The sequence below is a fragment of the Paraburkholderia humisilvae genome, assembly GCF_902859855.1.
Taxonomy (GTDB): Bacteria; Pseudomonadota; Gammaproteobacteria; order Burkholderiales; family Burkholderiaceae; genus Paraburkholderia; species Paraburkholderia humisilvae.
In genome coordinates this window covers 1-13,210 of sequence record NZ_CADIKH010000100.1, presented here as the reverse complement: position 1 = coordinate 13,210, position 13,210 = coordinate 1, and the positions used below count along the sequence as shown (strand labels likewise).

The 13,210-nt window shown below is 56.9% G+C and carries 11 protein-coding genes; 6 read left to right on the top strand and 5 right to left on the bottom strand.

What is annotated here, in order from left to right:
- Positions 1–1,808 precede the first annotated feature (1,808 nt).
- Both HV796_RS46455 and HV796_RS37515 read left to right on the top strand, forming a co-directional pair.
- Positions 1,809–2,075: a CppA family protein gene (locus HV796_RS46455; RefSeq protein ID WP_484555921.1), complete on the top strand. Its 267-nt coding sequence runs from the start codon at positions 1,809–1,811 to the stop codon at positions 2,073–2,075.
- A complete protein-coding gene (locus HV796_RS37515) occupies positions 2,053–2,415 on the top strand; it encodes a DUF2471 family protein (protein ID WP_175232891.1) in 363 nt (120 codons plus the stop codon). Before HV796_RS46455 ends, HV796_RS37515 begins: the two co-directional genes overlap by 23 nt.
- A gap of 72 nt (positions 2,416–2,487) precedes the next feature.
- Here the strand turns inward: HV796_RS37515 and HV796_RS37510 are convergent, their stop codons facing one another.
- The 4 genes from HV796_RS37510 to HV796_RS37495 all read right to left on the bottom strand — a co-directional run bounded on the left by HV796_RS37510 (position 2,488) and on the right by HV796_RS37495 (position 5,665).
- Positions 2,488–2,877, bottom strand: a complete 390-nt coding sequence (locus HV796_RS37510) for an RES family NAD+ phosphorylase (RefSeq protein WP_175232890.1) — start codon at positions 2,875–2,877, stop codon at positions 2,488–2,490.
- A 140-nt stretch (positions 2,878–3,017) separates the two neighbouring features.
- Positions 3,018–3,245: a hypothetical protein gene (locus HV796_RS37505; protein ID WP_175232889.1), complete on the bottom strand. Its 228-nt coding sequence runs from the start codon at positions 3,243–3,245 to the stop codon at positions 3,018–3,020.
- A 109-nt stretch (positions 3,246–3,354) separates the two neighbouring features.
- Entirely contained in the window at positions 3,355–3,705 is a 351-nt protein-coding gene (locus HV796_RS37500) for an integration host factor subunit alpha (RefSeq protein ID WP_246356273.1), read from the bottom strand.
- Between the two features lie 562 nt (positions 3,706–4,267).
- The gene (locus tag HV796_RS37495) at positions 4,268–5,665 is read right to left on the bottom strand and encodes a replication initiation protein (RefSeq protein ID WP_175232888.1); all 1,398 of its coding nucleotides are present in this window, start codon (positions 5,663–5,665) and stop codon (positions 4,268–4,270) included.
- A gap of 552 nt (positions 5,666–6,217) precedes the next feature.
- Here HV796_RS37495 and HV796_RS37490 point away from each other — a divergent pair.
- The 4 genes from HV796_RS37490 (at position 6,218) to HV796_RS37475 (ending at position 11,849) form a co-directional block, all read left to right on the top strand.
- Positions 6,218–7,453 (top strand): ParA family protein, encoded by a 1,236-nt coding sequence (locus HV796_RS37490; RefSeq protein WP_175232887.1) that lies wholly within the window; start codon positions 6,218–6,220, stop codon positions 7,451–7,453.
- Positions 7,446–8,441 (top strand): ParB/RepB/Spo0J family partition protein, encoded by a 996-nt coding sequence (locus HV796_RS37485; RefSeq protein WP_175232886.1) that lies wholly within the window; start codon positions 7,446–7,448, stop codon positions 8,439–8,441. The genes HV796_RS37490 and HV796_RS37485 overlap by 8 nt, the downstream gene beginning before the upstream one ends.
- A 2,292-nt stretch (positions 8,442–10,733) precedes the next feature.
- Positions 10,734–10,946 carry a hypothetical protein gene (locus tag HV796_RS37480; protein ID WP_175232883.1) on the top strand — a complete coding sequence of 71 codons (213 nt, stop codon included), beginning with the start codon at positions 10,734–10,736 and terminating at the stop codon, positions 10,944–10,946.
- Between the two features lie 12 nt (positions 10,947–10,958).
- A complete protein-coding gene (locus tag HV796_RS37475; RefSeq protein ID WP_175232885.1) occupies positions 10,959–11,849 on the top strand; it encodes a hypothetical protein in 891 nt (296 codons plus the stop codon).
- Between the two features lie 262 nt (positions 11,850–12,111).
- On the opposite strand, the gene HV796_RS37470 is transcribed toward HV796_RS37475, so the two are convergent.
- The gene (locus tag HV796_RS37470) at positions 12,112–12,561 is read right to left on the bottom strand and encodes an SET domain-containing protein (RefSeq protein ID WP_175232884.1); all 450 of its coding nucleotides are present in this window, start codon (positions 12,559–12,561) and stop codon (positions 12,112–12,114) included.
- Between the last annotated feature and the right edge of the window lie 649 nt (positions 12,562–13,210).

Here is a 13,210-nt window from a genome sequence, read left to right as displayed (position 1 = left end):
CGGGTTAGGTTCTGCCTTTTCGCCGGCAGTCATGTTTGTCCGCGTGCACCGAGTGTCAAACGGAGCATCCGACTGCGTGCCATTTGGCTCAAGCCTGACAGCGCCTTTGGCCTGCTTCTTATGACGACGTTTATCAGCAGTTCGCATGCGCTAACCGATACCGCCCAACCTGGCACCCCATCCGCCTCGACGCTGGCAGACAACGTCACTTTCTCGCGAGCGCGACGTCGTTCAATGAACGGGTTACGTTGTTCCGGTGGCTTCACACCAGACCGTTACCAATCCAGCATGCACCGGTAGGGTACGATTGACGGAACAATCGGTTTCCTTCCTGGCCGCAGCCAGGTGAAACAATCCTCTACGCGACTTCAAGTCGCACTGACACAGTAAGACTAAGAAGCTGTTGCGAAATTACGTTTTGGGTCTGTTAAGGAGCACCTGCGAAACTCCAGCGGCACTCGCATCAACTGGATGTTCTCTACCGAAACGGCCCAGGAAAATTGGCTAAGGCCTACCCCGCACCGACCTCTGAGAAATCGTCGTAACCTCTATACAAAGCTACTAGTTGTCACACCATTGACGGGCGACTCCTTCACTGGCGCCGTTTGTACGTTGGTCAAGACCGGACGATCGAAAGCTGCGGGCGCGCTACCGCCAATCGCCTGGCGACTCGCCAACAGTTAGGTTGACTGCGGGTTATCAACAGGATTCGTGGATAACCGTGTGCATAGCGTGCGCATGACGTGGGTAAGTCCTTGATGCATCTTCGATTCGTTATCTTGCTAAGGATGCGGCAACGGTCTTCGCACTACGCCATCTGATAACGTGGAGAACAAGCAGGCTAATTGCATGTCCACCCGTAAGGATGTTCCGCCAGGCTAACGGCGCATATCATCACGGCATGGTCTCTGGGCACCATAGGCTCGCGGCGCGCGCAGGGCGATTTCGTTTTACCTCGGCGCACCAAGCGCCCGCGATTTCGGTGCGGCTGGCAACTTCAAAGCGCTGAAGGTTGAACATGGAAGTCGCTCGATCGCGCACAGTGCCGGTCGGACCACCCGTTAGGAAGCGAGACTGACAGCCGTCCGTCACGGATGCACCGGGCGGCCGATACTGCCAAGCGCGCGGCGTCGAGATCAGGGAATTACCCGAACATCCTATTCATATAAATAGGATGACGAACTGAAAGATGAGAAGTGGCGATGAGCTCCGATAAGCCGGGCGTCTCCAACCTCCCGTGCGACGGATGATGCCTTAGCGCGCCTGCCGTACGGCGGAAACCTGACTGTGTGCGGCACGATTGCAACCACATTGGAGAGCAAGCCCTGCTGCATACCACACGTATATTTTCGGCACCCCCGCCGATCCATGCCTCGATGAGAATCCCGGACATCGCCCGAGCAAATCAGGCTCTCAAGACCATGGGGCAGCCGGCCTGTTGAGACGCGCCCCTACAGCATCGCTCCGATGCCGTCCCAGAAGCCTCAGACCCTCAAAGCGAAAGATCAACATCAACGGCTGACCGGTGCCAGCTTCCTCGTTGGTGAGCCGTGCAGGCCCGGCACCGAGAGGCAACATGTCAAATCGAATACCCTGCCCAAGCGCCTGACGGCGTGCGTTTCAGATTGTCACCAAGAGCTGCAACCATACGGGAGGGAACCGCATCCCGCCTCTTGCATCTGCTCGTTTTAGTGAAATTCCGTCTGGATAACCAGTGTCTGATACACGGTCATAGGCAGCGCCATGGAAGAGTTTATCCGCATCCTGAACGACGATAACCGGCAAGCGCTCGCGGGTTCAGTGCGCACGTGGGTCGTGAGCGCGTTTCGGCCGCAGCGCAACTACTCGCGACCAGCTCGGGTCGGGCCGTCTATGTGTCGGCGGTCTGCCGCTATCTGGGCCTCTGGCCTCCCGCCCCACCGTATCCGGTTCGTGAGCCGCAAGACGATGCAATTGCATCGCGACATCTTGCGCAGATCCGGTGGATTCTCTCCCGACACGCCGCGGCCTCGTCCACCGTGAACCAGACTATCTCCCGCTTAGAGCACGGTCATGGTCGATCCGGGCATACCTAACAACCGATTGGTCAATGTCGATGTGGCCAATTTCGAACGGGCGGTTGGTCGGGCCATGCGCGATCTTGAGCACATAGTCGTCGTCCTCCTCGAGGATGTCACCCGCACAAACGGGGCCACGACCTGGCGTATGCTGCGCGCGATCGATGAACAGGCATTCGGCGATCTCGGGTTCCAGAGCAGACACGATGGCCCGGTACGAGCTGTCTTTGTCCGCGTCGAGGAGTATCGGCTTACCGCCATCGACTACGATACGCAAGTGAACTGGTCTTGCGACGACACCGGCCTGCCCGCTGTGTATCTGATTGCGCGACGGTTCTTCGGTAAGCCACGCAAATAGGTGATGAGAGAAGTGCCCTACCATGCGCTCGGCGACATCATGAATCCAATGCGGCTGCGAGTCCAAAGGCGCCTAACCATGAACTTCCTGAGCGGGTTTGCTGCCACGCTCAGTTCGTGACGGATGGCTGGTCAGGTGGCGCACGGTAAACAGTCGTTCGTCCCCGATGTCGGGCTGCGGTGCCCATGGCACCAAACGCGCCGCGTCCCGATGGGCCGGGTTGTGAACAGTCGACTCCTGGAGCGCGACAACGGAAGGAACAACAAGAACAGCTGACCGCGCCTCGGTATGCCACGTGCCGCCAAATGCCCTCGCGACCTGCAACGCGGGCGCGTCCCAGCCGGCTGGCAGGGAATCGGCCGTCTGCCGCTCAACCATGACGTCATTGGGGACCTCCGCTTCGATCCATACGTGGGTTTCCGGTACGTCGCCAACTCGCACGTGAACCAGAATCTTCAGCATCGCGCCGGTTCCGTTCCAGACGGGGTGCCGCCCTTTCAGTTGCGCGTGCGGGGTGACAAGGAACGCACGGGCGCCCTGCGGATCGTCCCAGACATAGGCCGCAGTTGCATAGACTCGGGCGAGGCGCTCCGTTTTTCAATTCATCTGTAGTAAGGCAATCGCGGCGACGCTTGTAGGTTGCCTCGGGGATGATCCGGGCGCGCAGCGCACGACGGCATATCTGCGTCCGTCGCGATATGCTGCACGACAGCGGCCGGCGCCAACTTCGGCAGGCCGTCACGTACGAGCGCTTCGAGCCAGGCGAGCCAGTACGGCACGGGGGCCAGCTCCATCACGGCGACGAGCTGCTCAGGGGTGATGAGTTGCATGACAGGCCTCGCAAGGATCAAATGAACTTAAAATTCAAGTCAAATGACACCTTAAACCGGCGAGCACTGTGAGGCGCGGCACCACTCTTTCCTGACCTCGCCTTTGTCGTCACACACTGCCCTGCCCCACACGTTCCCGCAGAATCTGGCTGGGGTAAAAGGTCACAATGCGGCGCGCCGCAATTGGCGCTGCCTCACCGGTAACCGGGTTGCGACCGGCACGGGCCTCCTTGTCGCGCACGCGGAATATGCCGAAACCGGGGAGCTTGACCGGCTCGCCAGCAGCCAGAGCGTCACACACCATTTCGAAAAACGCCTCGACCATTTCGCGAGTAACCGCGTGCTCAAGTCCGGTTCGCCCGCCGAGCGCGTCGACTAGTTCGCGTCGTCTGAACGTTGTTGGCGTCGGCCGCACCATGCCAAGGCTGGCAGCCGAGACGGGTGTAGTTTCAGGTTTCATCGGCTGTACTGTTTGACAGGGAGGTTCTTCGGACACTCAGGACGTCGGCACTTGACCGCACTGGCCTTAGTCATTTCAAGTCCACAGGGATCATCTGCGCGGCCCTACTCTGCGCACCATAACCCTGAGGGACTCGCGAGGTTAATTGGCTTTCTATCCGCGCGTTAAGCATCCGTCGTTTTTCGGCTAACGTGATATTCGGTATCTGAGCTGATGTGCCAAGCACCGCCGCCCCACTCTATCGCAACCCGGCAGCGCAAGAGGAGACGAGGTCGCGGTGCCGTGCCAACCCTACCTGCGCCTGCCCGTGTCTGGTATCTCCCTGTCGACCGACAACATCCAGCAGTACGACGCCTTGAAAACGAGGCAAACTATCAATTAACAATGACACGTCCATTCCGAACTTCTTTGGGATTATTTAAAAAACTTCGTGACCAACGCCACAGGAATAGAGGAATTCCGGTGCACTCGAGTTCTTCTGCTACGGTCTTTCGGTCGTCGTGAATTACATCCGTCAAATGCATCATCTTCGTGGAGAAGCTTCAAGTTTCCGGTTTCCGAATCAACTTACAGCTCGCGTTTTCTTGAGCTTGGAATACGCGTAGTCGCAGAACGACGCCCAGATACTCTGCAAATGGCGAACGCTGTCTAGCGTCACCTGGTCTGCATGGACGCCCGCGCGCGATAACGCGCGCTTACCGTAAAGCGGAGCTGCCAGGAACGCGCGCAGCAGATCTGTCTGAACACGCTCGTCAGCGCCTTCAATCCATGCGGCACCTTGCATGCGGTCTTGCCGGATGCGCGCATTCTGCGCAGCGTCTGCAGCTGCTTCGCTACTCCGGACTTCCTGCTGCGCCGCCTCTTGGGCCATGCGAGCGCGCTCCCTCTCCTGCTGATGACGCTCCTGATTTTCGGCAATGATCCGATCAGCGCCAGATACTTTCCAGCCTTCTGCCAACGCTTTCATGAAGAAGCCACGAGCGCTTCTTGTGATTTTCCCCTGGCTAAGCTTGAACTGAGTGAATTCGATGGCGCGCTCCAGATGAGCATCCGTCCACTCCGCACGTCGCAACGCGATTGCTTCAAAGTCCTCTGCTTCGAGACCCAGCTCATCGCGTAGCGTGCCATACATCGATGGCGGAAGCCCCGCCTTCGCAGCTTCGGAGCCCTGTTTTCTCACCGCGCGGAATCGGATGTGGCTTGTGCGGTGGCTATCCCGATCAACGCGACTGTCCCAACTGATGTCGAAATCGGTCAGCTGATTGATCTGCTCGGCAGCAGGCTCGAGATAACGCGAACGAAACACTTTAAACTCGCCGGCACTCTTGCCGATCTTGCCTGGCCAAGAAAGGATATCTTCCAGTGCGTACCACTCGGTTACCCCTCCTTGCCCGTATAACAACAGTCGGTCGTATATCGCGCGCGCCATGGCAAGCGTCAAAGCCGTGGAAATACGGAGGCTAAGCCAGTGCGACTGATAGGGCTGGATAATGTGCCGAAGGATTTTTTCCGAAACGCAAAGCTGGATGCGGCCCCGCACGATCTCCACATCTCCCAGCAGATGGACGGAACTCCACTTGTCATCTTCCGTGGGTGCACGGTCTAACGGCGTATCTGTGACCTCGACAAGTGCACGCTGTGCTTCAATGATGCGCTGACGCAGGTGTGCGAGGTTGCGACTGTCATAGCGCATCAGCCACCGGAAATAACTGAAATCGACGTCGTAGACATCACGCGCCTGCCCCTCCTGCGCTGCGATGAAATAGGCTGCATCGACGATGCGTCGCGCGGTAAGTGATAGTCCGTTGATAGTGGCAAACAGATTGCTACGGACAAAACCTATTTCACGGGTTGATTCTGCTAGCGGGAGGTCGTTGGCCGAAAGGTCGCTGAAAATATCGAGCGCCAGCTGCAGGGGCGTAGCCTTGCTGTTTGACTGACTGATCGGCGTTTCGGCCATACCTACCCTTCTCTCGGAGATGAGCGCGATTTTCGCAGGCGTACGAGTACTGTCAACACAAAAACCGTGACCCTACCATGCGAAGCCGCGGACATTCAGCCGTCCGGCGGACACAAAAAGCGTCGCGTTAGGTGCACAAAAAGTGTGACCGACACAGAAAACGTATCCAGCCGCACTCGAAACGTTACCGAACGTCACAAAAAGTGTGACTCATGTTGCCCAATTATCGTCACTAGGCGCACAAGAACCGTCACTTTCCACAGCGATCACCTTTGATTTTTAAAGAATTTCTAGCCCCTGTTCGCTTGTTTGCGGGTTTATTTTTATAGACTGCTAGCAAGCTAAGCGCCAAGGTGACTGTTTTTGTGCGTTGATGTTCAGCTCGTCACGCACTAGGTAAACAGGTAACTGTTTTTGTGCGTAAATCTCTGTCGAGCTTCGTTTGCGATGGCGTCTGGGGGGCGAAAAGTAAAAAAGCCCCAATTTTGTGGTGCACTTTCCTGTGAGGTCTAGTATTCTGCGTTTCGTGCGAATTTTATGAGGAAACTCAGAATGAAAAATATGCTCGTACTCCCTGAAAAAAGTCGCAAAGTCACGATCCGACAGCTAGGGGAGAAAGCCCTTCAAATTAAACAGTTCCAGGATAAATGGCGCGACTCCATTATGGCGCCAAAGCCGCGAAAGACGCCTCCTGTTTTCACGACGACTGAGATTGCGGAGATGTGCAACCTCAAGCGTGAGCAAGTTCAATACTTCGCGACCAAGGAGGACAGTCCGATGCCGTCTGGCCAGGCAAACGGTACTGGGAGATCTAGAAGCCGAACGTTTACCCTTGTTGAGGCGCGCGCGTGGATCCAGCAAATGTCAGACATCTACCAGACGCGCCTGGCGACTTCTCCCGAAGATATCGGTAACTTCAGGGGCCGCGTAATCGTCACGGCGCAACTTAAGGGTGGATCGGCCAAAACCACCACGACCATGTGCATGGCCCAAGCGTTAACGTTGCGGGGGCGACGTGTATTGGTGGTGGACCTCGATCCGCAGGCTTCATGTTCTGAACTATGCGGACTGTATGCTGAAAAAGACATTACCCCAGAGGACACAGTCCTTCCCTTCCTGAAGTACCACTACGAAAGCGAAGGGCTGCTGGGCAAAATTCAACCAACGTATTGGGATGGTCTGGATATTATCCCTGGCCACACGATGCTCCATGAGGCTGAGTTTTTCCTGCCTTCAAACCAGAAAGACTATCCAGGATATCGATTCTGGACGGTATTGCGTCAGGGATTTGAGGAGCTAAGGAAGCACTATGACTACATCTTGATGGACACCTCTCCGTCCCTTTCTTATGTGAATCTGAACGCACTGTTCGCCGCAGATGCCATGGTCATGCCTATGATCCCGGAGAACCTGGACTTCATTAGCTCGCTCACATTCTGGAGTCTGTTTAACGATGTGATTGCTTCGCTGAAGAAGTACGAGGAGGATAAAGAATATAGTTTTATCTCTATCCTGCTGTCGCGCGTCGAACACGGTCCCACTTCGAATTCGTCGGTCGTAAAGACTTGGGCGCAGAGCGCATATGAAGAGTGGCTAGACCCATTCGAGATTCCGGATAGCTCGGTTATGAGCGGCAGTGCCTTGAGCCTTTCGACCGTCTTCGACCTGAGCCGTAACGACACCGCTTATAAATCCCTTCAGCGCGTGCGCCAGCCGTTCGTCGATTACGTCCGCTGGCTAGATGAGAAATTTGTCAAAGAATGGAAGGAGGAGACCATACATGGGTAAGCCAAACATCCGCGAGCAGATGCTAGCCAAGACGGCCGACCTCAAGCCGGCATCGAGTATGCCGAGAGAGGCGGTCGAGGATGGTGTTGCACGCCCGGCGGAATCGGCATCATTACAGACGGCTCCTGGCCTAGGTGTCGCATTGACGACCGCTCAGCTGCGGATCCAGGAGCTGGAGAAGTCTGGGGCGACCAGCCAGATCAAGGTGGCGGAGATTTCACCAAATCCATGGCAACCTCGCCGGACGTTCAATCAGCAAAAGATGTCCGAGCTTGCGGCTTCGATTCGTACTGCGGGTCTGATGCAACCCATCGTGGTCCGGCGTGTCAAAAGCGACTATCAAATTGTCGCAGGTGAACGTCGCTGGAGAGCTCACCAGATGCTCGAGATGACGCATATCAAGGCTATTGTCATCGAGGTCCCGGATTCGGATATGGCTGGTCTCGCACTGACGGAGAACATGACCCGTGATGACCTAGCTGATTACGAAATCGCTATCTCGATCAAGCGCGCGGAAAAGGAGTTTCCAAATCGCACACGCTTGGCTGAGTTCATCGGAAAGAACAGGACGGAGTTGTATCGCTACTTGTCGTTCGACAGCTTGCCGGAGTTTATTCGCAATGACCTGAATCTTGAGCCGCATGTTCTGGGCGCGAGCGCGGCTGAGGATATTGTGTCTGCGCTCAAGAAGACTGGTGACGCTGGTCAAAAGACAGCAAAGGAGCTTTGGCCACAGGTTAAATCTGGCGACCTAACTCAAACGCGGTTCGTCAAGCTTATAAGTCAAAGCGGCAGTGCGGAAAGTCGCATTGATGGCGCCGCTCGCAATATCGACAAATTCTTCTCGGGGAAAACACAGGCCGGCAACATCACAAAAGATTCGAGTGGTCTGACCATCAAGATCAGACCAGGAATGCTGACGGATGACCAAGAGAAGCAGATGCGGGAATTGCTCGCGAGGTTTTTTTCGATGGGTCAGAAGTCGTAGCACACAGTGTCGCAACTTGCGACACCTCGGATGGAAGTTAAGCGCCACAAATTGTGGTGCCTGAATCGCCTCTATAAGTGTCACAAGTTGCGACACCTCAGAAAATTTTCCCGTCTGCGCAGTTGGTGAAGTGTCGCAATTTGTGACACTTCACATCTCCTTGTGGCCCACGGAGAACCGGGCCGCACCTTATCAGCGCGCCTTCATGCACTCCGGAGCGTTTGCGTAGAACTTGCATCCAGCACCGTTCGGGAGTCAGCTGCTTTGGAACCTCAGGTTGTCGCGAGTTGAGATGGCAGGCCCCGTCGGCTAGGCGCGGCCAGACTCATCGACATATTTAGGCGCACGCCTAAGCGATCCCGGTGTTTGAGGCGTGATCGTGCAACCTAGAAAGCCGTCACGTTCTTCCGTAGCGCCGAGTCTGTTTTCGATCAACGCGACGATTGCAGATGCTGCGCCTCCGTCTGTCGGGCGTGTCTAGCCGCGCCATTTCTTTCTTTTGTGACGTCCACGCAAAGAATTCTTGGTGTCGTCAGTAGATAGGACATTTCGGGGCTGTCGCCAAAGCGTGTCGCGAGTCGGGAGTGAAGTCTCGGCGCGATGATACCAGAGCGACGCGTCGAATGCGGCCGGGCTCTAGGTGTCCTGCCTATCGCTTTTTTTTTACCCAGACCGCACAGTTCTCATGCTGGCGCTCACGGTCCTCGGTGTTCTGCTGACGTCGCAAACTCGCCTCGGGTCTCCGTCACCTCTCCCCGATGCAGCTCGCCGATTTGTCCTTCTCAGAGAACACCCAGATCGCCCGTTCTGGCCCCTTATCATGTGTCACCGATGTAACCCCGATACGACTTTAGTAGTGTGCCCGTAATCTTGAGTGCAATCTGGACTGACAGTTGGATCGCTAGCCGAAGGTCTGCAAGCGAAGCACGAGCTTAGAATCGAAGGACAGAATGGATGGCCTTTAGATAGTCCTTGTCGCAGTGCGATCTTCGACGAAGCACGGGGAAGTAAGGCTTGCCACGCATACTGACGGTCCTAAAGAAAGCAATCGCTCGAGCTCGTTGGGCGTATGCGCGCAATTATTTGGATCGATTGTGATACAGGTAGATGTACGTCGACCGCTTTCAAATCGGTGTGGGCGCGCGCGGGCAAAGGCGGTTGACGGGGCGCTAACCGGAGGGGTACTACGAACAGCCATTCGATTGAGTGGCGCTAGCGTCGCCTAATACCGCCCCGATATGTCTGCCAGCGGCAGCGAAGGGCTTGCGCTCGTTGGTGTCAGGTTCTGCTCTCAGATCAATCGTGGTCTCATAGCGGCGCAGTCACACGATGATCAGATGCCCGATCCATCTAATTGTCCGCCAGTAGCCACATCGTGGAAATTGCAGAGTCCGAACAGCCAGCCGTGACGTGCGGAGCGGGCAACCATCGGCCGGAATCACGTGCTGTGGCGAGCGGGCGGGCACGACAATGGCAAGCTCCGCCGCCGGCACGATTGTGTCAGTGGGGCGATTACGAGTCGGGGTTGCCGTGTCGCTTGATGGATGGCTTCAGCTGGTCGGCGCGCACGGAAAGCCTCATTCGGCCGTTAATATTGACAGTGGTGTCAAAGATGTGCCCAACTACTGCTACATCGGGCCGGCCCGGCCCGGCTCGGCGCGTCGAGGCGCTGCTTACCTGCTGGCCTTGGGGCCGAAAGATGCTGGGCGACGTGTCAACAGCACGAGCGCATGAGGCCGGCTTTCCGGAGTGTCGGACTCTCTCCTTGGGCAGTGAACCCATTGTCTGGACGCCCTACGGGAGGAGGCGAGAGCAATGGCCGCCGCATATAATGCTCGCCACATGCAATGGGTAAGCTTGGGTCTGAGCCATCGACCGTGAAACATCGTCGCAAGTTTTTCAAGATCAGTAAGAACTAGGCTGGGCTTAGGTTTAGGCGCTATTTCCAGGTGGGATGTGACCAATGTTTCACGCCAAAAGAACGTTAGCGCGAGGTTCGGGCCGAAGCACCGGCAGCTAGCTGTAATATTACCAATATGAAGATTGGATTTGTAGTAAATAATACGAATTACGTAGCGCGATCGTCACAAGCTAAGGGTAGATTGGGCAGCAACTCGTACTGCCTTGCAACGAATTCAAGTTTCCGAAGAGCAGTGGTCATCTTAGGCATACGACCGACTGGTGATTTGGTTTCGTCCTTTAGAATACATGGCCACTCGGTGGGTGCATTTCGATCCGTGAAATGTGTTTTTGCTAGGAAGACCAGAGTGCGCCGCAAGCGAGGGTAGGCCGATGACAAGCAAGATTCGCCAAGGGAGAGGGCGAAAAACTCAGGTCTGTCCGCCGATCGGTTCACTGATGCGTTATGGCGAGCGGATCGTGCGGGTGATTGCCGAAGCGAGTGGCCAACGCGTGATCATCGAGTCCGCCAAGGAAGAGGGCCGAACATTCCGTAGCACGGTGAAATGGTCTAGTCTGACCGCTCTTCACGATCAACTCTTCTGAGTGCAACGGACTATGGAGCAACTCGATATCTTCGCCGATAGCCGTGACGTCATGTTGCGCAACGACGTGCTCGAGCGACTGCAACTGCGGGATGCGGTGGCCGCACGCGCTGCACTGGCCGAACTTGCTTGCGCGTACCCGGACGACGCCGGGCTACCTGCGATGACCGTGCTTGTTAATGAACTTCAGTGCGCAGGGAGCGCCCCCTTTGCTGACCACGCCGCGCTGGCTATCGCTGTCCGACGCCTCGAGAACGAAGTCACACCTGCCGCCGCGCACGTGCTTCCGGCGCAGACTGTTCGTGCATGGCTGGCTCCGTGCTGGCGATCGCTTGCTAAACGGGCTGCGCCCCTTCCATTTCGTAACGCCCACGCCGAACACCACGCAACGCCACTATGGCTGTTGGTTGGCGACTGGGCCGCTGCCCATGAGGCTGTCGAGGGCATTGATTCCTGGTGGCGCATTCCGTCACCGCTCGCATGGATGGCCGAGGCGCGCTGCCGGGTTGACGGGTTGGATGCCGCGTGGCCACTAATCGTTGAGCTGGCGTGGCTGGCGCCTGCACGATTCGCAGCCTTGCTGCCCAGATTGGGTGACGCTTCGCTCGACGCGCTGCGTCGACGCTTTGATGCGGAATTCCCCGGTATGGGCGAGGTCGAGGATTACAGTTGGTTCCCTGCTTGGCTGCTGGTGGTTAAGCCAGCGCTGTCGGGCCGGTTGGGTGATGCACGGACACAACCCGGGCTCGCGGCATCGCGAGCCGCTGCCTTGCTGGGGGAACTTCTGCGCAGAGAGCATGAAGGAGATCAGCACAAGCTGGTGAGCTTGCGTCAAAGGCTGAGCCGTCTGCACGCGGGTCTGTTCAGAGCGTATATGGCGACACGCAAAGTGCAGCACCGGTAGGCGAGGCGATCCCGGTGGCGAATGAGGTTAGCGCGCGCGAGCGCAGCGCTAGCGAAGAGGATCGATGCGTGCGGAATTGGGCAGCAAAGGAAGAAAAGTTCCCGGGCAACACGTCGTCGATGCGCTCGATGACGTAGGCTTCGGGATCGACGCTATTCAGGCGCGCGCCACCAGTCGAGGGAAGGCCACACTCTCACGTGACCAACTCCGGCGACTTACTTTCGCCCGCGCGAGGTTGCCTAGTTTGAGGGCGATGGGACGTTCACAGCGGCGATTCCCCGTCACGCATCATTGACAAACGACAGGTGGGCGCGCCGCAACGGCATGCGTACTGTGCTCGAATGTCCTCGGTTATTTCGCCGTCTACCGTAAGGCCGTAGTCGATAAAGAGTTCGTCGCCGGGCCTGATCGCTCTGATGGCATGAATGAATACCCGGTCGCCCGTTTCTATTGCCTCGCAATTGGGAGTGCAGGCGTGGTTGAGAAAGCGGGCGCTATTGCCGCCGCGGCTGCCATCAATCACACGCCCGCTCGAGAGGCCGAACACAAATGTATGGCCCGTTTCTGCGCACTGACGCGCCGCGGCCTGTTTCCAGGGAGTCACTTCACCTTTGTACTCAATCAGTCTTTCCCCCGCCGAGATCGGTTTCAGGGCAAAAAGTCCTGTACCATGCACAGATGAACGCCGTGCTGCCATGCGTCGTGCGCGCATTGTTCTGTTCCAGTCTACGTGTCGGTCGGTTTATTCGGGATCGTGCCCAAGCCAAGCGTGTTGCTGATGCCAGGTGAGTTTGCTGTCGCGAAGTTGTTGACGACGCGCCTGCGGTTCTGTTTGCGTATCGTGGCAAACAGAGCGTAGCGTGGGCGCAGGGGGCGGCGATTGGTCCGGTTGCCCAACTCCTGCAAACGGCGATACGGGCGTGACGAGGGATGTAATTAACCTTGATGTAAGGTACATGCGTTAAGCTTGAATGCTGAATCTGAACCATTCGCCCGAATGGTCTCTGGAGGGAACGGCGCGTTCGCCTAGCATTTGTGTGGGTTGCTGCGTGCTGACAAGGCGATACGTTGCCTTCGAACGGGGCAACCTGTCAATACTCCACCTCCCAATCGGCACCAACTGCTCGCCCTTCTTCCATGGCGAAGCCGCTTGGCACGCTGGATACATCAATGGTCTTTATCGATGGCCTATAGCGCCCGAATGCGGCTGATCCGCCGCCCCGTGATCATCGGGAGCAGTGTGCGTTAGCGAGCTAACGTCAAGAGTGGTGTACGAATAATTTGATGGCGGTCGATTTCAAGCGGCGAGTTTCTGCTGAACCGGTCGATCGTCTTGCACCGGTTCGCCGTCCTTGAAGGCA